Source organism: Nocardia sp. JMUB6875, assembly GCF_041154655.1.
In the GTDB taxonomy this organism is placed as follows: domain Bacteria; phylum Actinomycetota; class Actinomycetes; order Mycobacteriales; family Mycobacteriaceae; genus Nocardia.
Genome location: NZ_BAAFGR010000062.1, coordinates 18,756 through 41,856, shown reverse-complemented (window position 1 = coordinate 41,856; position 23,101 = coordinate 18,756). Strand labels below are relative to the sequence as shown.

Here is a 23,101-nt window from a genome sequence, read left to right as displayed (position 1 = left end):
CGAGGAGGCTGGAACCGCCACCGAGGTCCCCAGCCCAGCCCCCTCCCCTCCCTTCTCCACGCGTCTTTAATCTTTTGCTCTTTGTCTTTTGTTCTCTTGTCTTTGTCACATCTCGCCCCCGAGCCCGGTCATGCAGGTATGACGATTGCCCACACCTGGCCCGGCTGGGTCGCCACCGCTCTCCTCTGGTTCCTCGCCTTCGAGTTCCTGATGGGCGCGATCACCAAGTTCTGGCCCGGCCCCACGTTCTTCGGGCCCGCCTACTCGGAGAAGTTCCCCGACTGGGGCTGGCCCGGCTGGTTCCGGTTCGTTGTCGGAGCTATCGAGGGTGTCTGCGCGATCCTGCTGGTCCTGCCGTATCACGAGTCCCGATTCCTCGCGGCCGCAACGCTGATCCTCGTCCTGACCGGAGCCGTGGTCACCCACATCATCAATCACCATGGCCCCAAGGAGAGCGTCGCCGCCCCGTTGCACTTGGTGATCATGGCGGTGGTCGCACTGGCGACCTGGCCGACCAATTGGACGGACGTAGTTCAGCCCGGCCATTGGTCGTAGGCGGAATTCACGCCAGGGGCCAGGTAATTTCCAGATCCATTACGTCGAAGCCCGCTGAGAAGTGAGCGAGTCGGGGTATGCCTGCGCGGCCGCCGTGGCGTTCATAGAACGCGATGGCGGGTGTGTTCGCTTCCAGCACTTCCAGGTACACCGGGCGGCCGGGGTATTTGCTGGCGGCCCAGTCGAATCCATGCCGCAGCAGTTTGCCGCCGATGCCGCCTCGTTTGAGGGTCGGGTCCACGTGGAGGTTGTCGATGAGGACTCGGCCGTCCGGCTGGAGGGAGAGGTAGATGAATCCGACCAGGTCCTGGTCGGATTCGGCGACGAACAGATCACCCTCGGCCTGGCCGACGGTCAGGCGGGTGAGCCAGAGGACCTGGTGGTCGTGCTCCAGTGGGCCGTTGAGAAACGACTCCGGCATGATCTCCGCGTAGGCGGTGCGCCAGCTGGCGGTGTGCAGTGCGGCGACCGCTTTCGCGTCGGAGTCGGTGCCGGGGCGGATCCGGATCTCCATGGGGCTCAGGGCCTCTCGTCGAAGGCTCGGAGGATTTCCTCGGCGGCCAGGGCGGGAGTCAGGGAGCCGTCTCGGATCTGTTTTTCGACCTGGCCGCGCAGGGCCTTGACGTTCGGGTTTTCGGTGAGGCGGCGCAGGAGGTTGTCGTGGACCATGGTCCAGGTCCAGTCGACCTGCTGGCGGCGGCGCTTCTCGGCGAATTCGCCCGCCTCGGTGAGAACTCGGCGGTGGGTGAGGACCGTGTCCCAGAACGCGTCGAGGCCGACTCCGTTCAGGCCGGACATGGTGAGGACCGGTGGGCGCCACAGGGATTCGCGAGGGTGGATAAGGCGCATCGCGCCCTGGAGTTCGCGGGCGGCGGCCTTGGCTTCCAACTCGTGGCGGCCGTCGGCCTTGTTCACGGCCACCAGGTCGGCCAGTTCGAGGACGCCCTTCTTGATGCCCTGCAGCTGGTCGCCGGTGCGGGCCAGGGTGAGGAAGCAGAAGACGTCGACCATATTGGCGACGGTGACCTCGGATTGGCCGACGCCGACGGTCTCCACCAGGATGACGTCGTACCCGGCCGCCTCCAGCAGGACGATGGTCTCGCGGGTCGCTTTCGCCACGCCGCCAAGGGTTCCCGCGGTCGGCGAGGGGCGGATGAAGGCGTTGCGTTCCACCGACAGCCGCGCCATGCGGGTCTTGTCGCCGAGGATGGAGCCGCCGGTGCGTGTGGAGGACGGGTCGACAGCCAGGACCGCCACCCGGTGGCCCTGGCCGATGAGGTACATGCCCAGCGCGTCGATGAAGGTCGACTTGCCGACACCCGGAACACCCGTGATTCCAACGCGATTCGAGAGCACCTTGCCGGATTCGGGGGTCAGCTTCAGCAGCAACTGCTGGGCCAGGTCCCGATGGTCGGCGCGGGTGGATTCGACGAGGGTGATGGCGCGGGCCAGCCCGGCCCGCTCCCCCGCCGACACCTGCGCGGCCAGCTGGTCGACGTCGATTACTCGGCGCGCCGCCGCAGTGGCGGCGGGAGCGCCGGGGCCGGAACGGCCGACCCCGGCGGTGGTGCCGAGCCGAGGGTGGTTCGCGCCACCCTCGGTTCCGCGTGCGGCGTCGCTCATTCCGTTGCGCCGGTGCCGATCTCGTGGCCCAGCTGTGCGGCCAGCTTCTGGATCAGGTCGATGGCGGCATCGGCGATGATGGTGCCGGGGCCGAAGATCCCGGCCGCACCCGCCGCGTACAGCTCGTCGTAGTCACCGGGCGGGATGACGCCGCCGACGGTGACCATGATGTCGGGGCGGCCGACATCGGCCAGTGCCTGCCGCAGGGCGGGCACCAGCGTGAGGTGGCCGGCTGCCAGCGAGGAGACGCCGACGACGTGCACGTCGTTGTCGGCCGCCTGCTGGGCCACCTCTTCGGGGGTCTGGAACAGCGGGCCCACATCGACGTCCATGCCGAGGTCGGCGAAGGCCGTGGCGATCACCTTCTGGCCGCGGTCGTGGCCGTCCTGGCCCATCTTGGCGATGAGGATGCGGGGGCGGCGGCCCTCGGCCTCACCGAACGCCTCGACCAGCTCGATGGCCTTGCTGATATTGGTCACCTTGCCTGCCTCCTCGCGGTAAACGCCGGACAGGGTGCGGATTTCCGCCTGGTGGCGGCCGTACACCTTCTCCAGCGCGTCGGAGATCTCACCGACGGTGGCCTTGGCGCGAGCCGCGTTGATGGCCAGGGCCATCAGGTTGTTGTCCATGCCGCCCTCGGACGAGGCCGCCGCACGGGTCAATTCGGCCAGGGCCTTCTCGACCTCGGCCGAATCACGTTCCGCCCGCAGCTTTTCCAGCTTGGCGTTCTGCTCGGCGCGCACGCGCGAGTTCTCGACCTTGAGCACCTCGATCGGGGTGTCTTCCTCGACCTGGTACTTGTTCACGCCGATCACCGGCTGCTGGCCGGTGTCGATGCGGGCCTGGGTGCGGGCCGCGGCCTCCTCGATGCGCAGCTTCGGGATGCCCTCCGAAATCGCCTGTGCCATACCGCCGTGCGCCTCGATCTCGGCGATGTGGGCGCGGGCGCGCTCGGCCAGCTGGTGGGTCAGCCATTCCACGTAGTACGAGCCGCCCCACGGGTCGGCCGGACGGGTGGTGTTGGACTCCTGCTGGATGAGCAGCTGGGTGTTGCGGGCGATGCGGGCGGAGAAGTCCGTCGGCAGCGCCAGCGCCTCGTCCAAAGCATTCGTGTGCAGCGACTGGGTGTGGCCCTGGGTCGCGGCCATGGCCTCGACGCAGGTGCGCGCGACGTTGTTGAACACGTCCTGCGCGGTCAGCGACCAGCCCGAGGTCTGCGAATGGGTGCGCAGCGCAAGGGACTTGGAGTTCTTCGGCTCGAACTTGGCGACCAGCTCGTTCCACAGCAGTCGCCCGGCGCGCAGCTTGGCGACCTCCATGAAGAAGTTCATGCCGATGGCCCAGAAGAACGACAGCCGCGGCGCGAACTTGTCGACCTCCATGCCCGCGTCCAGACCGGCCTTGATGTACTCCACGCCGTCGGCGAGGGTGTAGGCCAGCTCCAGGTCGGCGGTCGCTCCCGCTTCCTGAATGTGGTAGCCGGAGATGGAGATCGAGTTGAACTTCGGCATCTTCGCGGAGGTGTAGGCGAAGATGTCGGAGATGATCCGCATCGAGGGCTTGGGCGGGTAGATGTAGGTGTTGCGGACCATGAACTCCTTCAGAATGTCGTTCTGAATGGTTCCGGCCAGCTGTTCGGGCTTGACGCCCTGCTCCTCGGCGGCGACGACGTACAGCGCCAGGATCGGCAGCACCGCGCCGTTCATGGTCATCGACACCGAAACCTGATCCAGCGGAATCTGATCGAACAGTTCCCGCATGTCGAGAATGGAGTCGATGGCGACACCGGCCATGCCGACGTCACCGGTCACGCGCGGGTGATCGGAGTCGTAGCCGCGGTGGGTGGCCAGGTCGAAGGCGACCGACAGGCCCTTCTGACCCGACTGCAGGTTGCGGCGGTAGAAGGCGTTCGAGTCCGCTGCGGTGGAGAAGCCCGCGTACTGGCGGATCGTCCACGGCTGGTTCACGTACATGGTCGGGTACGGGCCGCGCACGAACGGAGCCACACCCGGCACGCTGTCGAGCGGGTAGCCCTCGGCGACGATGGCGTCCCGGTCGGCCTTGGTGAACACCGGCGGCACGTCGATGCCCTCCGGCGTCGACCAGGTGAGCTGTTCGGGCGCATAGTGATTGGCGCTCGCGGCCTCGGCGACGAACTCCTCGACCTGCGCGGCGCTGACCTGCGCGGGCGCGGTGTCGCCCTCGGTCAGCGGCACTTCGGCGAAATTGCCGATGCGATGCTTGATATCGCTCATCTCTACGCTCCCAGCTTTTCGAGCAGGCCGGTCAGAGCCGCCACGGCATCCATGCGCGCGGTCACGAAGCCATCCGGGCGATCCGCCCCGGAAAGCTCGGCGACCGCCTTCTCGGGCCCAGCCAGCAGCACGGTGGTCACACCCGCCGCACGCAGTTCCCGCACGGCCGCGGCGGCGTCGGTGCCATACCGGGTGTCGGAGCCACACAGCACGGCGATCGACGGACCGGCCTCGGTGACGGCCTCGATGCCGCCGGAGGCCAGCAGGTTGGTGGTGAAGGTGACACGAACATTGTTCTCCGCCACCGGTCCCAGCGGAACCAGGCGCACCCGCGGGCGCTGGCCCTGCGCGGCGAGGAAGGCGTCCGAGCGGTTGCGCAGCGCCTCGAAGGCGGCGCCGTAGCGGGCCGTGCCGTTCTTGGCGCGGGCCTGCTTCGACAGCGGCTTCTCGCTCAGGTTCGGGAACTCGTTGACGCCGGTGACGGCCGTCTTGCGGTGCGCCACATCGGAATCGCGCTTGGCCTTGGTCTCGCCGATACGCTCGGCGAGCAGACCCGCCTGCAGCGCGGCCAGATAACCGCCCGCCGCCTCGATCTCCTGCATGAACTCCCACGCCTTGGCGGCGAGTTCCTCGGTGAGCGACTCCACGTACCAGGAGCCCGCGGCCGGGTCGACCACGTGGCCGAGGTGGGATTCCTCGAGCAGCAGCAGCTGGGTGTTGCGGGCCATGCGCTCCGAGAACGCCTTGGAGACTTCGAGTTCCCCGGCGGGCAGCGCGTCGTCGAAGGGCAGCACAGTGACGATGTCCGCACCGCCGACGCCCGCGCCGAACGCGGCCAGGGTGGTGCGCAGCATGTTCACCCACGGGTCGCGCTGGCTCATCATGGCGGCCGAGGTGATGGCCTGCTGCGGTGCGTTGCCGAAGGCCGGGGCACCGCAGACGTGCGCCACGCGAGCCCAGAGCTTGCGGGCCGCACGGAATTTCGCGATGGTCTCGAACTGGTCGTCGGTGGCCGCGAAGCGGAACTCCAACTGGCCCAGCGCATCCGCGATATCGGCGCCGGCGTCGGTGAGCGAGCGCAGGTATTCGAGACCGGCGGCGACGGCCGCGCCCAGCTCCTGGGCATCGGAGGCGCCCTGGTTGTGGAAGGCCACGCCGCACACGGTGATGGCGCGGACGGTCTCGGTGCGGGCCACCGCCTGCTGGGCCAGCGCGACCGCGCCGTCCAGGTCGATGGCCTGCGTGCCCGCGAACAGGCTCGTCAAGGGGGTGGCACCGAGCGAGACGCGAATGTCCTTGCGGTTCGGGGCCGTATAGCCGTCGAGCACCGAGAACAGTGCGGCGGCAGCCTCATTGGCGGCCGGACCGGCATCCAGGGTCAGCGGCGCGAGCTCGAACAGGAAGCCATTCAAGGCGGTGGCGATTCCGTCGACGGGCACGCCGCGCTCGGCGACGCCCAGCCATACGGCGCTCACGCCATTGTCGAGCGCGAAGAGGATGTCCCCGTTGACGGCCTTGGCGTCCGCGCCCCCGAAGCGCTGGCTCACAAACCACCCGCGGTGCACGTCGCGGGTGGCGTCGCCACCGCGCACGTAGGGGAACTGCCCGGGCAGAGGCTGCTCGGGCAGTTCGTCGCGGCGCGTGTACAGCGGGTTGACCGTCAGACCGTCGTAGGTCGTGACCGCGAGCAGCTTCTCCGGCTCATCCGGCAATTCGCTCGCATCCACCCTGCGGGCCTTGGCCAGCACCCCGGCGACACCCTTGCGCCAGGCGGCAAACTCGGGCACCGGATCGGTGTCCGAGTCGGAAGCAATCGGCATAGCTGCTTGTCCTTCTTCCACTCCCTGACCGAGTGTCCGTTTTACTGAACTTCGCCCAGCTCAGCGGCCACTTTGGTTAACGAGCATTCATGGTCTTTCCCCTGATGCTAGCGGCACCCTCGGGATTACCGTCTCCGGAGTCTCACTACCAGCGGGTAACCTGGCGCGGTGCCAACAACCGTGCGCGGGCCGCTCGACCGGGTATCCGGGCTGCTCAACCGCCTCCGTCAACCGCGAACCCTGGCCTTGCTGATCGGCTGCGGGCTACTCTTCGCCGCGGCCGCCTTCGCGCCGCATCCGGCACCCCAGCAGATCCGGGAATGGGCCGACTCCGTCGGGCCCGCACTGCCATTGGTGTTCTTCGCGGTCCACACGCTGGTTTGTATCGTGCCCTTCCCGCGCACGATCTTCACGCTCAGCGCGGGCATGCTGTTCGGCTCCGCCGAGGGGCTGACACTGGCGATCACGGCCACGACTTTGAGTGCGGTTCTTGCCTTGTGGCTGGTCCGGGCCCTCGATCACGAGCGGGTGCGGGCGCGCCTGACGCATCCGACCGTCCAGGCCGTCGATGCCCGGCTCGCCCGGCGCGGCTGGCTGGCCGTCGGATCCCTGCGACTCATCGCCTTCGCGCCGTTCTCGATCGTGAACTATTGCGCGGCATTGTCTTCGATCCGTTTCACCCCCTATTTGGTCGCCACCTTCCTCGGGATCATTCCCGGCACGGTCGGCACCGTGCTGCTCGGCGACGCCCTCACCAACCGGACCTCCCCCGCCCAGTGGATCGTGACGGGGGCGTGTCTAGCGGTGGGTGTGATCGGCCTGGTCGTGGACGCGCGCATGGCCGTCGAGAACTAGCGAATCGCCGACCCGCGAACCTCCCCGATTTGAAATGTTCGATGTTCTAACCTGTCGTCAATTGAGCAGGCAGGAGCACTTATCGAATCCGGAGGTGTGAAAGGCGTGAGCGATTCAGCTTCTCGGGCAGGCGGCAATAGATTCCCCGACACGTGGCTGGCCTTGATCAGGCAGCCGCCGCCCACCCCCGCGCTCGTCGCCATCGGATTCATCGCACTGCTGCCCGCGCTGCTCACCGGCGGTCCGGTCGCGGCCGCCGTGGCCATCTGGTACCGCGGGAACGGCCCGGACGATAGAGGGTTTCCCCTGCTGCTCGCGGTTCTGGTGGTGATGGGCATGTTCGCCACCGCGGCGCTGGCCCTCGGCACGGCATGGCGACGCAGCCGCGAGACGCCGGACGGTGAAAACCCCTCCGTCCCACCGTCCGACGCCTCCGCACCCCCGGACCACGCTCCGGTGTGCGATTCGATGGTCGCGGAAGAACCCACCCGCTAGGCAGCCTGCGCATACCACTCCTGACCGTGGTGTGTGCACCCCGAACCCCCGAACAACGGGGGCTTCCGGATTCGATTCGGGTAGTTCGGTACCCATGCGAAGCCGCCGCGGCCGGAGGATCCTCTAGAACTGTGAGTACGACGGGGGTCACGGTCGTGGTGGCCGAGGACTCGATGCTGATCCGCGACAGCGTTTTACGGGTACTGGCGACCGATGACACGATCGAGGTGGTCGGCATCGCGACCGATTACGACGCCACGGTCGAGCTGGTGCGCACCACCGAACCGAATGTGCTGATCACCGATATCCGCATGCCGCCCACCGGAACCGACGAAGGGATCCGGCTGGCCCGGCAGTTGCGCATGACCCAGCCGGACACCGGCGTGATCGCCCTGTCCCACTACGCCGAACCCGAGTACGCCACCGGCCTGCTGGACGGCGGCTCGGCCGGGCGCGGGTATCTGCTCAAGGAGCACATCGCCCGCTTCGACCAGCTGCTCAGCGCGGTGCACGTGGTCGCGGGCGGTGGATCGGTGCTCGATCCGGTGATCGTCGAGACGCTGCTGGCGCGCCGCCGCGAAGACGCCATGGTCGATCGACTCACCGCCCGCGAACGGCAGGTGCTCGCGGAGATCGCCGGCGGCGGCAGCAACCGCGTGGTGGCGCAACGGCTCTCGCTGTCGCAGCGGGCGGTCGAGAAGCACATCAACTCGATCTTCGCCAAGTTCGGGCTCACCTCCGACCCGGCCCTGGATCAGCGGGTCACCGCCGTGCTGATGTTCCTGGCCGCGCACTCCGAGTAGGGGTGTGTGCACCCTTTCCGGATTCGCGCCCGAGTCGCACCATGACAGACATGACCGCGCAGGTACAGGTGTGGATCGTCGACGACCGCCCCGCCTTCAGGCGTGCCGCGGCCGCGATGGTCGCGGCGAGCGCCGGATTCGTCGTCGCGGGCGAGGCCGCCAGCGGTGAGGCGGCGGTCGAATTGACCCGTGACGCCGCCGTCGGACTGGTGCTGATGGACATCAATATGCCCGGCATGGGCGGTATCGAGGCGACGCGGCGCATTCGCTCCGGGCATCCCGGGGTGGCGGTGCTGCTCATGTCGACCTATGACACAGCCGATCTCCCCCACGAGGTATCACAGTGCGGCGCAGCAGGTTACGTGCACAAGGAGACACTGAGCCCGCAGCTGCTGCGGCGGATCTGGAGCGAGCTGACACCGTCGTGAACTCCGACGGCACGGGCTCATTGGCCCGCCGCCGGCTGCGCCAGCTGATCTACGCGCTGATCGTCACGACCGGAGTCCTGATCGCGCTCAATATCGCGGCGGCATGCTGGCGACCCACCGTCTGGGTCTTCGGCATGCTGGCCCTGCTGGTGGTGGAGGCGCTGGTCTTCGTCGTGGCGCTGCACACGGCGCGGCGCGGGCCGCTGGAACGATCGGTCGCCACCCTCTCGATCATGATCTGGGCGGGCGCGGTTCTCGCGTCCTGGATCTCACCGCTGACCCTGCCGATGCATTCGGTCGCGGCGCTGATCCCGGCCATCTCCGCGGTGCCGTACGTGCCGCGGCGGCATCTGCCGCACTATTTCGTCGGCACGCTGGCCAGTGCTTTCGCCTGTGCCGCGCTGGCGCTGCCGCTGGTCACCTCGGTGTCCGCGCCGGTCACCGTGAAATACATTGCCACGCTGGGCTTCCCGGCCGTCACCGCGCCGATCCTGCTGGTCGTGTGGCATACCGCGACCACCATGCGGGACATGGCGATCATCGCGCGCCGCAATGCCGACGCGCTGCGTTCCTCGCAACGCCTGCTCGCCGAACGCGCCGACCAGCTCACCGCCTCACGGGCGCGGCTGGTCGCGGTCACCGATGCCGAACGCCGTCGGCTGGAACAGGATCTGCACGACGGGGCGCAGCAACAGCTCGTTGCCGTCGCGGTCACGCTGCAGCTGGCCCGCCAGACCGCCGCCGACGACGCGGAGGCGTGTGCCGAATTGATCAGCGAGGCAGGCGAACTGCTGCAGACCGCCATCGCCGAGATCCGCCGCCTCGCCCAGGGCATCTACCCGCCGCTGCTGGCCCGCGACGGCCTCCGCGCCGCCCTGCCCGCCGCCGCGGCCCGCTCCCCCGTGCCGGTGCGGGTCCGCGTCGACCGGATCGGCCGCTACCGCCAGGACATCGAAACCGCGCTCTACTACTGCTGTCTCGAAGCGCTGCAGAACAGCGCCAAGCACGGCGGACCGAACACCACCGTCGTCATCACCGCCCACCAGACCAGCGGCACCCTGCTGCTCACCATCTCCGACACCGGCCGCGGCTTCGACCCCGCCCAGGACACCGAGGGTTCCGGGCTCACCAATATGAAGGACCGCCTGTCGGTGATCGGCGGCACCCTCACCATCGACACCGCACCCGGCCTGGGCACGCGCCTCACCGCCACCATTCCGACCCAGCCGATTCAGCCGATCGGCGGCGCCAGGTATTCGAGCGCGTAGCCGTCGCCCGAGGGGGTTACGCGGGCGATGCCGGGTGAGTCGAGGTGCGCACCGGCAACGAAATGGTCTGGGCGCGTCAGCTGTTCGAGGAGGGCCGCTCGCTGGGCGCGGGCCCGGGACTGATCGCTGTCGTACTCCCAGGCCACATTCGGTTGATCGAACTGGAGCGTCGGAACATGCACGGTGTCGCCCCAGACCAGCAAATGGCCTGCGCCGCTGCCGATGTCGAAGACCGTGTGACCGGGCGTGTGGCCCGGTGTCGGGACCGCGGTGGCCCAGTCGTTGATCGCCACCCGCTCCGACACGGGCACGACCCGGTCGCGGATCGGATCGAGCCGACCGGTGAACACCGAGGTGTCGCCCGCGCCGATCCACACCCGCTCGAGCTTCGCGAACGCCTCCGCGCCGCCGGGCATGATCAGGCCGCTCACATGGTCTTCGTGGTTGTGGGTGATGGCCACGTCGGTGATCTGCGCGCGGTCGACTCCGGCCTCGTCGAGCGCGTCGTAGATCAATCCCATGGTGGGGTCGTGCCAGTTGTCCGAGGCGCCGGTGTCGATGAGCAGCGATCGCGTGCCGTCGGTGACGTAGAAGGCATTCACGGCCAGCCGCAAGTTGTCATCGACCAGCGGCACGGCCTTCGGCACCTCGGGCAGTGGGCGGCCCTGCTCGTCGCGGAGGCGGGTCGGCGGCATGTCGATGTACCCGTCTCGCAACGAGATCACCTGTAGCTCACCGAATTCGAACGTGGCGTGGAGCAGGCCACTCGAGATCAAACGCATGGATCCTCCATCAGGTCGAGCACAGTGCGATTCTTCGATCGAAGACTGGAATCTTCTTTAGGAGAAATCTAGACTCTGGCTCGTGGATGAGCAAGAGCAGAGCGAGGAGCCGGCCGGCGCGTTCGGCGGGAACGTGCGGCGGCGGCGCGAGGAGGCGGGGATGACGCTGGATCAGCTGTCCACCCGGTCGTCGGTCAGCCGGGCCATGCTGTCGAAAGTCGAACGCGGAGAGAAGAGTCCGACGATCGGCGTCGCCTCCCGGATCGCGCACGCGCTCGACGCGTCACTCTCGGATCTGATCGGCGGGCCCGGTGCGGCCGCTCCCGGTGCGGCCGTCGTCATGCGCAAGAGCGAGCGACCCGTCTTCCGCGACCCGGAAACCGGTTTCGAACGGCACATGGTGTCGGCGGCCCCGGGCGCGAGCAGCGGCGAGATGATCGTCCACCACCTCCCCGCGCAGGTCTCGCTCGGACTGCTGCCCGCCTATCCGCCGGGTACGGAGAAACAACTCGTGGTTCTCCAAGGCACTCTCACGGTCCTGATCGGCGGCATCAGCGAAACCCTGCACACCGGTGACTCCATCTTCTTCCAGGCAGACACCGACCACGGCTTCGCCAACCGAACCGACGCCCCCTGCGAATACATCATGATCATCTCGCGCCGAACCTGATCTGCCCGGCAATCTCGGCCGCCTTCGAATCACGCTGATCGTGGCGCTGTTCGAGAGCGCCTGCCCGCGACAGGATCTGGCCGGACGGTTTCGGTCTCGAATCGACGCCGCCCGGTCCACCTGTTCGAGAGAGAGGCGCTTCGCGTGAGTCCCCATCGCGTGCTCGGAATCGGCACATGATCAGTATCGGTGCGGCCCGCCCGGCCACCGATGCGGCGAACCCGGCCCGGTTCGCCCTGCCCACCGGACCGCTGCGCGGCCTCGCGGCGCGCGTGCTGTCGCTGGCCGTGCTGCTCGCCGTGTGGTGGGCGGTGGCCGCCGCCAAACTGGTTGATCCGCAATTTCTCCCGGGTCCCCGGGCGGTGTGGGACGCGTTCGTGCGGGCCAACAGCTGGCACCCGCTCGCGCCCGGCGTGCCGCGCGAGGTGCCCGGCGAGCAGAACTATTTCCTCTGGGAGCATCTGCTCGCCAGCCTGCAGCGGATCGCGGTGGGCGCGGGCGCGGCCGTAATCCTCGGCCCCCTCGTGGGTTTCGTGCTCGGCACGTCCAAGGCCCTGGCCACGATCATCGGGCCGTATCTCAACTTCCTGCGCACCCTGCCGCCGCTGGGCTATATCGGCCTGCTCATCGTGTGGTTCGGCATCGGCGACACCTCGAAGATCTGGCTGCTGTTCCTGGCCGCCTTCCCGCCCGTGGTCGTCGCCACCATCGCCGGCGTGCAACAGGTTTCGGCCGACCGCATCAACGCCGCCCGATCCCTGGGCGCGAATCGGCTGCAGGTGATCAGCCGTGTCCTGTTACCCGCAACCCTCCCCGAGGTGATCGGCGGCATCCGGGTCGCGGTCGGCTTCGCCTGGACCACCGTGGTCGCGGCGGAACTCAACAATGGCATCCCCGGCATCGGCGGGCTCGCCTTCCTGGCCGGTCAGCAGCTCAATACGCCGCTGACCATGGCCTGCATCATCGTCATCGGTCTCACCGCGCTCGCTCTCGACGCGGTCATCAGCTGGATCGGCGCGCTGGTCGTGCCGTGGAAGGGCAAGGCATGAAGCGCGTTTTCGCGGCAGTGGCATTGGCTGGTCTGCTCACCGGATCACTGACCGCATGCGTCTCGTCCGGGCGCACCGATCAGTCGCGGGCGACCGGGGACAAGGTGGCGTGCCCGGTGGCGGTGGACGAAAGCTTCACCGGGACAGTGCGACTCGGGTACCAGGAGATCCCGAACGGGGATCTGGTGGTCAAGGACGCGGGCGTGCTGGAGACCTGCCTGCCCAAGGCCAAGATCACCTGGAGCAAGTTCGCGTCGGGTGCCACGGTGATCCAGGCGTTCGGATCGAATTCCCTCGATCTCGGATTGCTCGGCAGCGCGGCGGCCGCGCGGGCGCTGTCCGCACCGCTGAACATCGGGATGAAGGCGGTCTGGGTCCACGATGTGATCGGGGCGGCCGAATCGCTGGCGGTGAAGGATCCGGCGATCACCACGGTGGCGGGCCTGCGCGGCAAGCGAATCGCGGTCCCGTTCGCCAGCACCTCGCACTACAGTCTGCTCGCCGCGCTCACCGCGGCCGGGATCGAGCGCGATGTGCAGTTGATCAATATGCAGCCCGACGCCATCGCCGCGGCCTGGCGCGGCGGGGATATCGACGCCGCGTTCATCTGGGAGCCGACGCTGTCGGAGCTGCTGAAGAACGGGCACGTGGTGACCACCGCCGCGCAGACCGCCAAGGCGGGCAAGCCGACCTATGACCTAGAAGGCGCACGCGCCGAGTTCGTTTCGGCCAATCCGCGTTTCCTGGAGGTGTGGACGGCGGCGCAGAACTGGGCCGTCACCCAGATCAACACCGCCCCCGACGCCGCGGCCACCCGGATCTCGGCGCAGCTGGGCGTGCCGGTGGCCGATATCCGCAAGCAGCTCGGCGAGTACGGCTACCTCGACGCCGCCACCCAGGCCGGACCGGCCTACCTGGGCAAGCAGCTGGGCGCGGATCTGAAGTCGTCGGCCGATTTCCTGTTGAGCCAGGGCGAGATTCAAGGAGTCGCGAGCCCGGAGGCGTACGCGGCGGCGGTGTACGCCGACGCCGCCAACAAGGTGAGCGCGAGGTGACCGCGGCGCTGGAGCTGCGCGATCGGGTTGTTCTGACGGAGGTGTCGAAGACCTACGACACCGCTACCGGCAGCACGATCGCGCTCTCCCCCACCGATCTGGTCATCGAACCCGGCGAGTTCGTGAGCATCGTCGGCCCGTCGGGCTGCGGTAAGACGACGCTGCTGCAACTGCTCGGCGGCTTCCTCGAACCCAGCACCGGCGGCCTGCTGGTCGGCCAGGACCCCGTCGACGGACCCAGCCCCGAGCGCGGCGTGGTCTTCCAGGCCCCCACGTTGTACCCGTGGCTATCGGTGCGCGGCAATATCGAGTTCGGTCCGAAATGTCGTGGTGTGGACCGGAAGACGCGGCGCGCGGCGGCCGAGCGCATGCTCGAGCTGGTCGGACTGGCCGACTTCGGCGATAAGCGGCCCTACGAACTCTCCGGCGGCATGCAGCAGCGGGCGCAGATCGCGCGCGTGCTGGTCAACGATCCGCGCATCATCCTCATGGACGAGCCGTTCGGCGCGCTGGACCAGCTCACCCGGGAACGACTCCAGGTCGAGCTGCTGCGGCTGTGGCGAGAAGCGGGCAAAACCATTGTGTTCGTGACCCATTCGGTGGAGGAAGCGGTATTCCTGTCCACGCGGGTTCTGGTCATGAGCGCCCGCCCGGGGCGAATCATCGTGGATCGACGGATCGAATTACCGGGTGATGACGATGCCGGGGTGCGGGCCATCGCCGTCACGGCCGCACCCGAATTCCAGGCACTGAAAACCGAATTGGCTAAAGCGATCTACGACGCCCACGCATAACCCTGGAAATACACCGATGGCCCCTTGCCGCTATTAGCGACAAGGGGCCATCGTCATGTTCTGACGAACGCGAAACCTGATTACAGGTAGGCGCCGCACACGGGCCACGCGCCCGCGCCCTGGCCGGCGAGCACGTTCTCCGCGACGCGGATCTGCTCCTCACGGCTGGCGTTGGCGGCATTGCCCTCGCCGCCGTAGGCGTTCCAGGTGCTCTGGGTGAACTGCAGGCCGCCGTAGAAGCCGTTGCCGGTGTTGGCGGCCCAGTTGCCGCTGGCCTCGCAGTTGGCGACGGCGTCCCAGTTGTGCCCGGACTCGGCGGAGGCGGTCGCGGTGGACAGCGCGAACGGGACGGACACGAGCGCGCCGACGGCCGCGGTGGCGGCGAGCATGCGGGTGGTGAGCTTCCGGTTGCGATGCATAAAGTATTTCCCTCGCCTGCGCCCACCGTCCCGCGCTCTCGGCTGCGGTTCCCCGTCCCCAGGGTTATCGGTTGCTCTCGAATCGCGGGACGGGTTCCGGTGTTCGGCGATTCGAGCGGGGGTCCGGATGATTCCGGGCCGAGAGCAACGGTAACGGATCAATCACGGCGAATCACGTACCGATTACGGACGGTTGACAAAACGGTCTCGACAACACTCGTTCCGTTTTCGCTGATCGCATCGGAGTGTCGCCGAATAACATTTCTGGAATTTACGGCCGAATTTGTGACGGACGTCACGGAGAAATGGTGACTCCAATCGCGTAATACAAACCCGATACAAAACGATCCCCACCGAAAATCGCCCTCCGACCGGCTGGGATCGCGGTGCGCGCAACCGTTGCCGCAGGTCAAAGGCCTAGGAATAGTGCCTCCATGGCCGAAGAACCCCGTTCCGGAGCACGCGCCGTCGACCGCGCGGTAGAGGTGCTCAACTGCTTCCAGGGCGACGATCCCGAACTCTCGCTCAGCGAGCTCGCCCAGCTGGCCGGATTGCCCGTCAGCACCACGCACCGGCTCGCCCAGGCCCTGGTCCGCGGCGGCCTGCTCGAGCAGGATCCGGGAACCGACCGCTACCGGGTCGGCCACGGACTGGCTACGCTGGCGCGGCCCGCGCTGTCCCGGCTGGGCCTGGACGCCATCGCACCGCATCTGTACGCGCTGGCCGCGGGCATCAGGATCACGGTGAGCGTGAGCGTGGCCGACGACAGCGACGCCGTGACCGTGTTCCAGGCCCGCCCGCCCATCTACTTCTGCCACCACCAGGTCCCGCGCCCCCGGCAGTCGCTGCACACCAGCGCGACCGGGCACGCGCTGCTGGCCTACTCCCCGGCCCGCGCGGCCGCCGACCTCGACCTGGATCGCGTCCGCCATACCGGCTTCGCCTCGGAGCTGATCGAGACCGAGGACCCCATTCGCGCGTTGGCGGTGCCGATCGTCGGGCCCGGCAAACAGGTGCAGGGCGCGCTGGCGGTGCAGGCGCGTTCGGCTCGGCTCAACAGTGAGCTGATCCGCGCCGTCGTCCCGGCCATGCGGATCGCGGCGGGCCGGATCGGGCCGATGCTCCAAACCGCCGGCGGCCCAGCGCTTTCCGTCGCCGAATTTCGCTCACGCTGATTTCCACATCGTGAAATGGCGGTTGCCGGGCCGATCCGGCGATCGCAGCATATGAGCACTTCCCCATCGATCGAGGCCCGTCCGGAAAGGGATTCCCATGACGCTCTGTTGTCGCCCCAGTCTCCAATCAGCCCGTGCGACAGACACATTCACCGAAAGAATCCCCCATGGCATCCCCTCTCCGCCGTCCGCGGCTGCGCCGCGCCCTCGCGGCCGCCTTCGCCGTCTCCACCGCGGTGGTCCTGCTGACCGGTTGCGCCAAGACCGACGCGGGCACCACCGCCGACGGTAAGACCGTCGTCCGCTACCAGGGCTCCAACGGCCAGGTCACCGCCTTCGAACTCGCCGCCGACCTCGGCTACTTCAACAAGATCGACCTGCACTGGGAAGGCGACACCACCAGCGGCCCGGCCAATATCCAGGCCGCGGCCACCAAGCAGATCGAATTCGGCAGCGCCTTCAACGGCGCGGTCATCAAACTCATCGCCGGCGGCGCGCCGGTCACCTCGGTGCTCAGCTCCTACGGGGCCGACGAGCTGAACTTCACCGGCTACTTCGTACGCGACGACTCGGGCCTCAAATCGGCCCGCGACCTCATCGGCAAGAAGGTCGGCGTCAACACACTCGGCGCACACCATGAATTCATCACCCGGCAGTGGCTGCACGATCAAGGCCTGAGCGACGCCGAGATCAAGCAGGTACAGCTCGTGGTGCTGCCGCCCGCCAATACCGAGGACGCGCTGCGCAACGGGCAGATCGATGTGGCCGCGCTCGGCGGCGTCTTCCGGGATACCGCGATCGGGCGGGGTGGACTGCACCCGCTCTACACCGACAAGGATCTGTTCGGCCAGTTCGATTACGGCACTTACGTTTTCCGCAACGACTACATCAAGTCGCACGGCGACGCGGTGGCCGACTTCGTACAGGGCACCGCGCGCGCCACCCGCTGGCTGCAGGTGACGCCGCGCGATGAGGCGGTGGCCCGGTTCGCCGACATCATCCGCAAGCGCGGGCGCAACGAGAACACCAACCTGCTGCAGTACTACAAGAGCTCGGGAATTCCGGTCGCGGGCGGCGTGATCGCCGAGCGGGAACTGCAGATCTGGATCGATTGGCTGGTGCGCAACGGGGAGCTGCCGGCGGGCAAGCTCGCCGCCAAGGACCTCTACACCAACAAGGACAACCCCTACGCCAACGGCAAGTACGCGCCCACCGGCGGCCCCAGCGGCGAGGTGGTGGCGAAATGAGCTCCACCGCGGTCAAACTCGCCCTGGCGGGAGTGCGCAAGGAATTCCCGGTGCGCGGGGAGAAGGAGAACTTCACCGCCATCGCCGATATCAGCGTCGAGGTGCGCGACGGCGAATTCCTGGTCCTCGTCGGTCCCAGCGGGTCGGGCAAGTCCACCCTGCTGGATCTGCTGGGCGGGCTCGACCAGCCCACCGCCGGTCAGATCCTGCTGGACGGCGCGCCGATCACCGGTCCGGGCCTGGATCGCGGGATCGTGTTCCAGCAGTACGCGCTGCTGCCGTGGCGCACGGCCCGCACCAATATCGAATTCGGGTTGGAGGCCAAGGGCATTCGCCGCCGGGAACGCCGCGGCATCGCCGAGCACTACCTGGAGCTGGTCGGGCTGGCCGGATTCGGGGACCGCTATCCGCACGAATTGTCCGGCGGCATGAAGCAGCGGGTGGCCATCGCCCGCAGTCTCGCCTTCGATCCACAGGTACTGCTGATGGACGAGCCGTTCGCGGCGCTCGATGCGCAGACGCGGGAGTCGTTGCAGGACGAGCTGTTGCGCATCTGGCGGGCCACCGGCAAGACGGTGCTGTTCATCACCCACAGCATCGACGAGGCGGTCTACCTGGGTCAGCGGGTGGCGGTGCTGACCTCCCGGCCGGGCCGGGTCAAGGCGGTCGTCGACATCGACCTCGACCGCGTCGGCGATCCGGATATCCGGTCCAGCGAACGATTCCGCGAACTGCGCCACCACGTCTGGTCGCTGCTGCACGACGAGGTGGCAAGGGCACAGGACCTCGAACAAGCCGCGCTCACCGGTGACAGGAGCACATCCCATGTCTAGCGCAATACAACTCGTCGAAGTGTCCCTCGATCTGCGCGGCGAGACGGCCGTGACCGAGCGGCCCCGCACCGAAACGACGGGCAGGCGGGCGGGAACGCGCCCGGCGGACGCCCTCGCGGCGCTCGCCCACCTCGGCTGGCGAATCGGCAAGCCCACCATCGTGATCGGGATTTTCCTCGCGGTCTGGGAGGCGGCGCCGCGGCTCGGGCTGGTCGATGAGATATTCCTGCCGCCGTTCTCGACCGTGGTGCAGGCCGAAATCGAGCTCATCCGCAACGGCCAGCTGTGGGAGCACGCGTCGACCAGCATCACGCGCTCGCTGATCGGCTTCGGCATCGCGCTCAGCATCGCCATACCGGTCGGCGTGGCCATCGCCTGGTATCGGCCGATCGCGGACTTCCTGAGCCCGGTGCTCGAGCTGTTCCGCAATACCGCGGCGCTGGCGCTGCTGCCGGTGTTCATCCTGGTGCTGGGGATCGGCGAGACCTCCAAGATCGCGCTGGTGGTCTATACGGCCTTCTTCCCGATCCTGCTCAATACGATCACCGGGGTCCGGACGGTCGATCCCCTGCTCATCAAATCGGCCGCATCACTGGGCTTCTCGTCGCTGCGACTGTTCCAGAAGGTAATCCTGCCCGCCGCGGTGCCCTCGATCTTCACCGGCGTGCGGATGGCGGCGGCGAGTTCGCTCCTGGTGCTCATCGCCGCCGAGATGTTCGGGGCGCGGGCGGGGCTCGGCTATCTGATCACCGCCGCCCAGCAGAACTTCCAGATTCCGGACATGTACGCCGGGATCGTCGCCATCGCGCTGGTCGGGCTCGTCTACAACGGCGTGCTCGTGACCATCGAGCGGCGGCTGTCCCGCTGGCGCGCCCACTGACCTCATTCCCAAGGAGAAACTTCTTCATGTCCCGCAAGACCTTCCATCTCAACGCCTTCCTCATGGGCGTGGGCCATCACGAGGCGGCCTGGCGGCACCCGCGCACCCAGGAACGCCGGGTGCTCGATGTCGCGCACTTCCAGGAGCTCGGGCAGATCGCCGAACGCGGCAAGCTGGACTCGGTGTTCTTCGCCGATGGGCTCGCGGTGGGGCCGCGGATCAAGCGCAACGCGCTGGCGGTGTTCGAGCCGGTGACGCTGCTGGCGGCCATCGCCGCGGTCACCGAGCATGTCGGGCTGATCGCGACCGCCTCCACCAGCTACAACGAACCCTTCAATCTGGCACGCAAATTCGCGTCCCTGGACCACATCAGCGGCGGCCGGGCGGGCTGGAACATCGTCACCTCCGGCAGCGAGGACGAGGCGTTCAACTTCGGCTTCGACGCCATTCCCGAGCACGCGCGCCGCTATGAGCGAGCCGAGGAATTCGTCGATCTGGCCGTGAAGCTGTGGGACAGCTGGGAATCCGACGCCATCGTGCTCGATCCGGAGACCGGCGTATTCGCCGACCCGGACAAGGTGCACACCCTCGACTACCGCGGCGAGCGATTCCGGGTGCGCGGGCCGCTGAACTCGCCGCGTGGTCCGCAGGGCCGGCCGCTGCTGGTGCAGGCCGGATCCTCGGAGAGCGGTAAGGAATTCGCGGCCCGGTACGCCGAAGCGGTGTTCACCGCCCAGCGCACGCTCGAGGAGGGGCAGCAGTTCTACCGGGATCTCAAGTCGCGGCTGCCGAAGTACGGCCGCTCCGCCGACGAGCTCAAGGTGCTGCCCGGTCTGGTGCCCTTCATCGCCGACACCGAGGAAGAAGCCCGCGCCCTCGAGCAGGAATTCACCGACCTCATCTCCCCCGATTACGCACTGCGGCAACTGTCTTCGCTGCTCGGTGTGGATCTCACCGAGCACGCCCTGGACGCGCCGCTGCCGCCGCTGCCGGCCGAGAGCGAGATCGAGGGCGGCAAGAGCCGATTCACCCTCGTCAAGGAGCTGGCCGAGAAGGAGGAGCTGACCGTGCGCCAGCTCATCGGCAAGCTGGGCGGCGGCCGCGGCCACCGCACGCTCGCGGGCACTCCCGAGCAGATCGCCGATGACCTGCAGACCTGGTTCGAGCAGGGCGCCGCCGACGGCTTCAACATCATGCCGCCCTATCTGCCCGGCGGGCTCGAGGACTTCGTCGACCGAGTGGTCCCGATCCTGCAGCAGCGCGGCCTGTTCCGCACCGATTACACCGCCACCACCCTGCGCGGCCACTACGGACTCGCGCCCATCGAAAGCCAGTTCACCCCCGTCCGCACCCAGGTAAGTGCCTGACCCGAGAAAGGGATTCCCATGACCACCACCGAGCACCAGGTCAGCACGTTCCGCATCGCACCCGTCGCCGGGCACATCGGCGCGGAGATCAGCGATATCGACCTGCGCGACGACTTCACCGACGAGCAGATCGCGGTCCTCACCGCGGCCCTGCACGAATACAAGGTGCTGTTCTTCCGCGACCAGCGGATCGGCCACACCGAACAGATCGCCTTCTCCCGCCGCTTCGGCGCGGTGACGCCCTCGCATCCCTACGACGATGACGCGCCCACCGAGCATCCCGAGATCCTCGCCGTCGACAGCCGCCTCTACGAAAAGCGTTTCGGCAAGCGGAAGTTCAGCTACACCAATCATTGGCACACCGATGTCTCGCCGCTGATCAACCCGCCCGCCGCCTCGCTGCTGCGCGCCGAGATCGCCCCGGACCGCGGCGGCGATACGCAGTGGACCAACCTGGCCGCCGCCTATGCGGGGCTGCCGGATTCGCTGAAGTCGTTCCTCGACGGTCTGCGCGCCGAGCACCGGTTCGGCGGCAAGAACCCCTTCTGGGATCCCACCAGCGACTACGCCAAGCGGGTCGCGGCCGCGCCGCTGATCACCGAGCATCCGGTGGTCCGGGTCCATCCGGTCACCGGGGAACGCGTGCTGTTCGTCAATCCGGGCTTCACCACCCGCATCGTCGGCCTGAGCCCCCGCCAGAGCGACGCGCTGCTGGAGCTGCTCTACGCCGAGCTGTCCGATCCGGCCTACACCGTCCGATTCCGTTGGGAGAAGGGCAGTGTCGCGTTCTGGGACAACCGCGCCACCGCGCACCTGGCGCCGAGTGATCTGAACCATCTCGACGTCACGCGCGTCCTGTACCGGACCACCCTGGAAGGTGACATCCCCGTCGGTGTCGATGGTGAGCCGTCCCGCTCCATCGCCGGTGACCACTTCGGCGGTAGCGCCAACTGAGCGCGAGCCGCACGGGTGAGGCCCTCTCGACAGTGTCGAGAGGGCCTCACGCCGTTCATGATTCGCGAAGTGCGCGCTTATTGTCCGAGCGGCCGCGGGGGCGGCGGGTTCTGCCAGCGCTGGTCGGGCGGTTCCTGCCGATACTGCGGCTGGGCGGGCGGTTGTTGTTGCTGCTGCGGCGGATTCGGGCGCTGCTCGAGATACGGCTGCCGCCCGGCGGTCGTGGGCGGGATGCCCACGGGTTCGACCGGGTTGCGGGCGTCGGCCTCGGCGGCGCGGACCGCGCGCTGGGTGTTCGGGTCGGTGGCGGTGTCGAACCAGTCGGCGACCTCGTCGGCATCGTCCTCGGGGCGTTCGGGGGCCGCGCCGTCCTCGGACGGCTCGTAGCGGAAGACGCCGTCCTCGCCCTTGGTGGCGAAACCGCGGGCGAAGCCTTCCAGGGCCTTGCCGAAATCACTGGGGACCAGCCACACCTTGTTGGCGTCGCCCTTGGCGACCTGCGGCAGGGTCTGCATGTACTGGTAGGCCAGGAGTTCGGGGGTGGGCTTGCCGTTCTTGATGGCGGCGAAGACCTTTTCGATCGCCTTGGCCTGGCCCTGTGCCTGGAGATAGGCGGCGGCGCGCTCACCCTGGGCGCGCAGGATCCTGGACTGGCGCTCACCCTCGGCGGAGAGGATCGCGGACTGCTTCAAGCCTTCCGCGGAGAGGATCTGCGCCTGCTTCTGGCCCTCGGCGGTCTTGATGGAGGCCTCGCGCTGGCCCTCGGCGGTGAGGATCATGGCGCGCTTCTCACGATCCGCCTTCATCTGCTTCTCCATCGACTCCTGGATCGACGGGGGCGGATCGATGGCCTTCAGCTCGACCCGCGAGACGCGCAGGCCCCAGCGGCCGGTGGCCTCGTCGAGGACGCCGCGCAGCTGGCTGTTGATCTGGTCACGGGAGGTCAGGGTCTCCTCGAGGGTCATGCCGCCGACCACGTTGCGCAGCGTGGTGATCGTCAACTGTTCAACGGCGGCAATGTAATTGGAGATCTCGTAGACCGCGGCCTGCGGACTGGTGACCTGGAAGTAGACCACCGAGTCGATCTGCACGGTCAGGTTGTCCTGGGTGATGACCGGCTGCGGCGGGAACGACACCACCCGCTCGCGCAGATCCACCTTGGCGCGCACCCGATCGGCGAACGGCACCAGGAAGGTCAACTGTCCCGACACGGTGCGGGAGTACCGGCCTAATCGCTCGATGACGGCGGCCTCCGCCTGCGGCACCAGGGCCACCGACTTGAAGGTCACCACCACGGCCAGCAGGACGAGTACGACGGCGACGATGATTACAGCCATTACGGCCCTTTCATGACGACGGCGTGGGCGCCATCGATCCTCATGATGTACACGGTCGAACCGACGGGGTAGGTCTCCGACGCGTCATAGGGACGCGCACTCCACACCTCACCACCCAGCTTCACCCGACCACCGTGCTCGTCGACCGTTTCGAGCACCTTGGCGGTCTTGCCGGGCAGCGCGTCGACCCCGGTCTGATGCGGGGGCGGAGTCGCGTAGCGCCGCAACAGGAATGGGCGCACCAGCGCCAGCAGCGCGACGGAGGTGGCGCCGAAGACCACGGCATCGACGATCACCGGGGAACCGGTCAGCGCGCTCACGCCCGCGGTGACGATCGCGGCGACACCCAGCATGATCAGCACCAGACTGCCGGTGATCATCTCGGCCGCCGCGAGCAGGATCCCCGCGACCAGCCAAACTATTGCGGCCACGCCACC

The 23,101-nt window shown here is 67.9% G+C and carries 24 protein-coding genes; 16 read left to right on the top strand and 8 right to left on the bottom strand.

The window, feature by feature from the left end; translation table 11 throughout:
* Positions 1 to 138: 138 nt before the first annotated feature.
* The gene (locus ACAM49_RS17990; protein WP_369636677.1) at positions 139 to 555 is read left to right on the top strand and encodes a DoxX family protein; all 417 of its coding nucleotides are present in this window, start codon (positions 139 to 141) and stop codon (positions 553 to 555) included.
* Positions 556 to 562: 7 nt separating this feature from the next.
* Here ACAM49_RS17990 and ACAM49_RS17985 read toward each other — a convergent pair whose 3' ends face one another.
* Genes ACAM49_RS17985 through ACAM49_RS17970 form a run of 4 tightly spaced genes read right to left on the bottom strand, consistent with a single transcriptional unit; the run spans position 563 to position 6,253 of the window.
* Positions 563 to 1,069 carry an N-acetyltransferase family protein gene (locus ACAM49_RS17985; RefSeq protein ID WP_369636676.1) on the bottom strand — a complete coding sequence of 169 codons (507 nt, stop codon included), beginning with the start codon at positions 1,067 to 1,069 and terminating at the stop codon, positions 563 to 565.
* A gap of 5 nt (positions 1,070 to 1,074) precedes the next feature.
* Positions 1,075 to 2,178 (bottom strand): methylmalonyl Co-A mutase-associated GTPase MeaB, encoded by a 1,104-nt coding sequence (gene meaB / locus ACAM49_RS17980; protein ID WP_369636675.1) that lies wholly within the window; start codon positions 2,176 to 2,178, stop codon positions 1,075 to 1,077.
* Positions 2,175 to 4,433 carry a methylmalonyl-CoA mutase gene (scpA, locus tag ACAM49_RS17975; protein ID WP_369636674.1) on the bottom strand — a complete coding sequence of 753 codons (2,259 nt, stop codon included), beginning with the start codon at positions 4,431 to 4,433 and terminating at the stop codon, positions 2,175 to 2,177. The genes meaB and scpA overlap by 4 nt, the downstream gene beginning before the upstream one ends.
* A 2-nt stretch (positions 4,434 to 4,435) precedes the next feature.
* Entirely contained in the window at positions 4,436 to 6,253 is a 1,818-nt protein-coding gene (locus tag ACAM49_RS17970) for a methylmalonyl-CoA mutase family protein (protein WP_369636673.1), read from the bottom strand.
* Positions 6,254 to 6,421: 168 nt separating this feature from the next.
* On the opposite strand from ACAM49_RS17970, the gene ACAM49_RS17965 reads away from it, so the two are divergent.
* The 5 genes from ACAM49_RS17965 (at position 6,422) to ACAM49_RS17945 (ending at position 10,102) form a co-directional block, all read left to right on the top strand.
* Positions 6,422 to 7,108, top strand: coding sequence for a TVP38/TMEM64 family protein (locus tag ACAM49_RS17965; RefSeq protein WP_369636672.1), 687 nt, complete (start codon positions 6,422 to 6,424; stop codon positions 7,106 to 7,108).
* Positions 7,109 to 7,213: 105 nt separating this feature from the next.
* A complete protein-coding gene (locus ACAM49_RS17960) occupies positions 7,214 to 7,603 on the top strand; it encodes a hypothetical protein (RefSeq protein ID WP_369636671.1) in 390 nt (129 codons plus the stop codon).
* 131 nt (positions 7,604 to 7,734) lie between these two features.
* Positions 7,735 to 8,406: a response regulator gene (locus ACAM49_RS17955; RefSeq protein ID WP_369636670.1), complete on the top strand. Its 672-nt coding sequence runs from the start codon at positions 7,735 to 7,737 to the stop codon at positions 8,404 to 8,406.
* A gap of 50 nt (positions 8,407 to 8,456) precedes the next feature.
* Entirely contained in the window at positions 8,457 to 8,834 is a 378-nt protein-coding gene (locus tag ACAM49_RS17950; protein WP_369636669.1) for a response regulator transcription factor, read from the top strand.
* Positions 8,831 to 10,102 (top strand): sensor histidine kinase, encoded by a 1,272-nt coding sequence (locus ACAM49_RS17945; protein WP_369636668.1) that lies wholly within the window; start codon positions 8,831 to 8,833, stop codon positions 10,100 to 10,102. Before ACAM49_RS17950 ends, ACAM49_RS17945 begins: the two co-directional genes overlap by 4 nt.
* Here ACAM49_RS17945 and ACAM49_RS17940 read toward each other — a convergent pair.
* Positions 10,066 to 10,884, bottom strand: coding sequence for an MBL fold metallo-hydrolase (locus ACAM49_RS17940; protein ID WP_369636667.1), 819 nt, complete (start codon positions 10,882 to 10,884; stop codon positions 10,066 to 10,068). The two genes, ACAM49_RS17945 and ACAM49_RS17940, sit on opposite strands and share 37 nt — an antisense overlap.
* Before the next feature lie 82 nt (positions 10,885 to 10,966).
* Here ACAM49_RS17940 and ACAM49_RS17935 point away from each other — a divergent pair, with 82 nt between their 5' ends.
* From ACAM49_RS17935 to ACAM49_RS17920, 4 genes are all read left to right on the top strand, one after another.
* A complete protein-coding gene (locus ACAM49_RS17935) occupies positions 10,967 to 11,554 on the top strand; it encodes a helix-turn-helix domain-containing protein (RefSeq protein ID WP_369636666.1) in 588 nt (195 codons plus the stop codon).
* A gap of 176 nt (positions 11,555 to 11,730) precedes the next feature.
* Positions 11,731 to 12,603, top strand: coding sequence for an ABC transporter permease (locus tag ACAM49_RS17930; RefSeq protein ID WP_369636665.1), 873 nt, complete (start codon positions 11,731 to 11,733; stop codon positions 12,601 to 12,603).
* Complete coding sequence (locus ACAM49_RS17925) at positions 12,600 to 13,658, top strand: glycine betaine ABC transporter substrate-binding protein (protein WP_369636664.1); 1,059 nt, start codon at positions 12,600 to 12,602, stop codon at positions 13,656 to 13,658. The genes ACAM49_RS17930 and ACAM49_RS17925 overlap by 4 nt, the downstream gene beginning before the upstream one ends.
* Complete coding sequence (locus tag ACAM49_RS17920) at positions 13,655 to 14,452, top strand: ABC transporter ATP-binding protein (RefSeq protein WP_369636663.1); 798 nt, start codon at positions 13,655 to 13,657, stop codon at positions 14,450 to 14,452. Before ACAM49_RS17925 ends, ACAM49_RS17920 begins: the two co-directional genes overlap by 4 nt.
* Before the next feature lie 80 nt (positions 14,453 to 14,532).
* Here the strand turns inward: ACAM49_RS17920 and ACAM49_RS17915 are convergent, their stop codons facing one another.
* The gene (locus ACAM49_RS17915) at positions 14,533 to 14,871 is read right to left on the bottom strand and encodes a transglycosylase family protein (protein ID WP_369636662.1); all 339 of its coding nucleotides are present in this window, start codon (positions 14,869 to 14,871) and stop codon (positions 14,533 to 14,535) included.
* A 434-nt stretch (positions 14,872 to 15,305) separates the two neighbouring features.
* Here ACAM49_RS17915 and ACAM49_RS17910 point away from each other — a divergent pair, with 434 nt between their 5' ends.
* From ACAM49_RS17910 to ACAM49_RS17885, 6 genes are all read left to right on the top strand, one after another.
* Positions 15,306 to 16,046 carry an IclR family transcriptional regulator gene (locus ACAM49_RS17910; protein ID WP_369636661.1) on the top strand — a complete coding sequence of 247 codons (741 nt, stop codon included), beginning with the start codon at positions 15,306 to 15,308 and terminating at the stop codon, positions 16,044 to 16,046.
* 167 nt (positions 16,047 to 16,213) lie between these two features.
* Complete coding sequence (locus ACAM49_RS17905) at positions 16,214 to 17,293, top strand: ABC transporter substrate-binding protein (protein ID WP_369636660.1); 1,080 nt, start codon at positions 16,214 to 16,216, stop codon at positions 17,291 to 17,293.
* On the top strand, positions 17,290 to 18,126 hold the full coding sequence (locus ACAM49_RS17900; protein ID WP_369636659.1) for an ABC transporter ATP-binding protein: 837 nt from the start codon (positions 17,290 to 17,292) through the stop codon (positions 18,124 to 18,126). The genes ACAM49_RS17905 and ACAM49_RS17900 overlap by 4 nt, the downstream gene beginning before the upstream one ends.
* Positions 18,119 to 19,006, top strand: a complete 888-nt coding sequence (locus ACAM49_RS17895; protein WP_369636658.1) for an ABC transporter permease — start codon at positions 18,119 to 18,121, stop codon at positions 19,004 to 19,006. Before ACAM49_RS17900 ends, ACAM49_RS17895 begins: the two co-directional genes overlap by 8 nt.
* Positions 19,007 to 19,032: 26 nt before the next feature.
* Positions 19,033 to 20,373 (top strand): LLM class flavin-dependent oxidoreductase, encoded by a 1,341-nt coding sequence (locus tag ACAM49_RS17890; protein WP_369636657.1) that lies wholly within the window; start codon positions 19,033 to 19,035, stop codon positions 20,371 to 20,373.
* Between the two features lie 18 nt (positions 20,374 to 20,391).
* Positions 20,392 to 21,327: a TauD/TfdA dioxygenase family protein gene (locus ACAM49_RS17885; protein WP_369636656.1), complete on the top strand. Its 936-nt coding sequence runs from the start codon at positions 20,392 to 20,394 to the stop codon at positions 21,325 to 21,327.
* A gap of 77 nt (positions 21,328 to 21,404) precedes the next feature.
* Here ACAM49_RS17885 and ACAM49_RS17880 read toward each other — a convergent pair whose 3' ends face one another.
* On the bottom strand, positions 21,405 to 22,664 hold the full coding sequence (locus tag ACAM49_RS17880; RefSeq protein WP_369636655.1) for an SPFH domain-containing protein: 1,260 nt from the start codon (positions 22,662 to 22,664) through the stop codon (positions 21,405 to 21,407).
* On the bottom strand, positions 22,664 to 23,095 hold the full coding sequence (locus ACAM49_RS17875; protein WP_369636654.1) for an NfeD family protein: 432 nt from the start codon (positions 23,093 to 23,095) through the stop codon (positions 22,664 to 22,666). Before ACAM49_RS17875 ends, ACAM49_RS17880 begins: the two co-directional genes overlap by 1 nt.
* Positions 23,096 to 23,101 lie beyond the last annotated feature (6 nt).

Excerpts from the sequence above, each read along its gene's own strand:
- ACAM49_RS17990 (WP_369636677.1), top strand. The coding sequence starts at position 139 with ATGACGATTGCCCACACCTGGCCCGGCTGGGTCGCCACCGCTCTCCTC.
- ACAM49_RS17985 (WP_369636676.1), bottom strand. The coding sequence starts at position 1,069 with ATGGAGATCCGGATCCGCCCCGGCACCGACTCCGACGCGAAAGCGGTC.
- meaB (WP_369636675.1), bottom strand. The coding sequence starts at position 2,178 with ATGAGCGACGCCGCACGCGGAACCGAGGGTGGCGCGAACCACCCTCGG.
- scpA (WP_369636674.1), bottom strand. The coding sequence starts at position 4,433 with ATGAGCGATATCAAGCATCGCATCGGCAATTTCGCCGAAGTGCCGCTG.
- ACAM49_RS17970 (WP_369636673.1), bottom strand. The coding sequence starts at position 6,253 with ATGCCGATTGCTTCCGACTCGGACACCGATCCGGTGCCCGAGTTTGCC.
- ACAM49_RS17950 (WP_369636669.1), top strand. The coding sequence starts at position 8,457 with ATGACCGCGCAGGTACAGGTGTGGATCGTCGACGACCGCCCCGCCTTC.
- ACAM49_RS17940 (WP_369636667.1), bottom strand. The coding sequence starts at position 10,884 with ATGCGTTTGATCTCGAGTGGCCTGCTCCACGCCACGTTCGAATTCGGT.
- ACAM49_RS17930 (WP_369636665.1), top strand. The coding sequence starts at position 11,731 with ATGATCAGTATCGGTGCGGCCCGCCCGGCCACCGATGCGGCGAACCCG.
- ACAM49_RS17925 (WP_369636664.1), top strand. The coding sequence starts at position 12,600 with ATGAAGCGCGTTTTCGCGGCAGTGGCATTGGCTGGTCTGCTCACCGGA.
- ACAM49_RS17915 (WP_369636662.1), bottom strand. The coding sequence starts at position 14,871 with ATGCATCGCAACCGGAAGCTCACCACCCGCATGCTCGCCGCCACCGCG.
- ACAM49_RS17910 (WP_369636661.1), top strand. The coding sequence starts at position 15,306 with ATGGCCGAAGAACCCCGTTCCGGAGCACGCGCCGTCGACCGCGCGGTA.
- ACAM49_RS17905 (WP_369636660.1), top strand. The coding sequence starts at position 16,214 with ATGGCATCCCCTCTCCGCCGTCCGCGGCTGCGCCGCGCCCTCGCGGCC.
- ACAM49_RS17900 (WP_369636659.1), top strand. The coding sequence starts at position 17,290 with ATGAGCTCCACCGCGGTCAAACTCGCCCTGGCGGGAGTGCGCAAGGAA.
- ACAM49_RS17895 (WP_369636658.1), top strand. The coding sequence starts at position 18,119 with ATGTCTAGCGCAATACAACTCGTCGAAGTGTCCCTCGATCTGCGCGGC.
- ACAM49_RS17890 (WP_369636657.1), top strand. The coding sequence starts at position 19,033 with ATGTCCCGCAAGACCTTCCATCTCAACGCCTTCCTCATGGGCGTGGGC.
- ACAM49_RS17885 (WP_369636656.1), top strand. The coding sequence starts at position 20,392 with ATGACCACCACCGAGCACCAGGTCAGCACGTTCCGCATCGCACCCGTC.
- ACAM49_RS17880 (WP_369636655.1), bottom strand. The coding sequence starts at position 22,664 with ATGGCTGTAATCATCGTCGCCGTCGTACTCGTCCTGCTGGCCGTGGTG.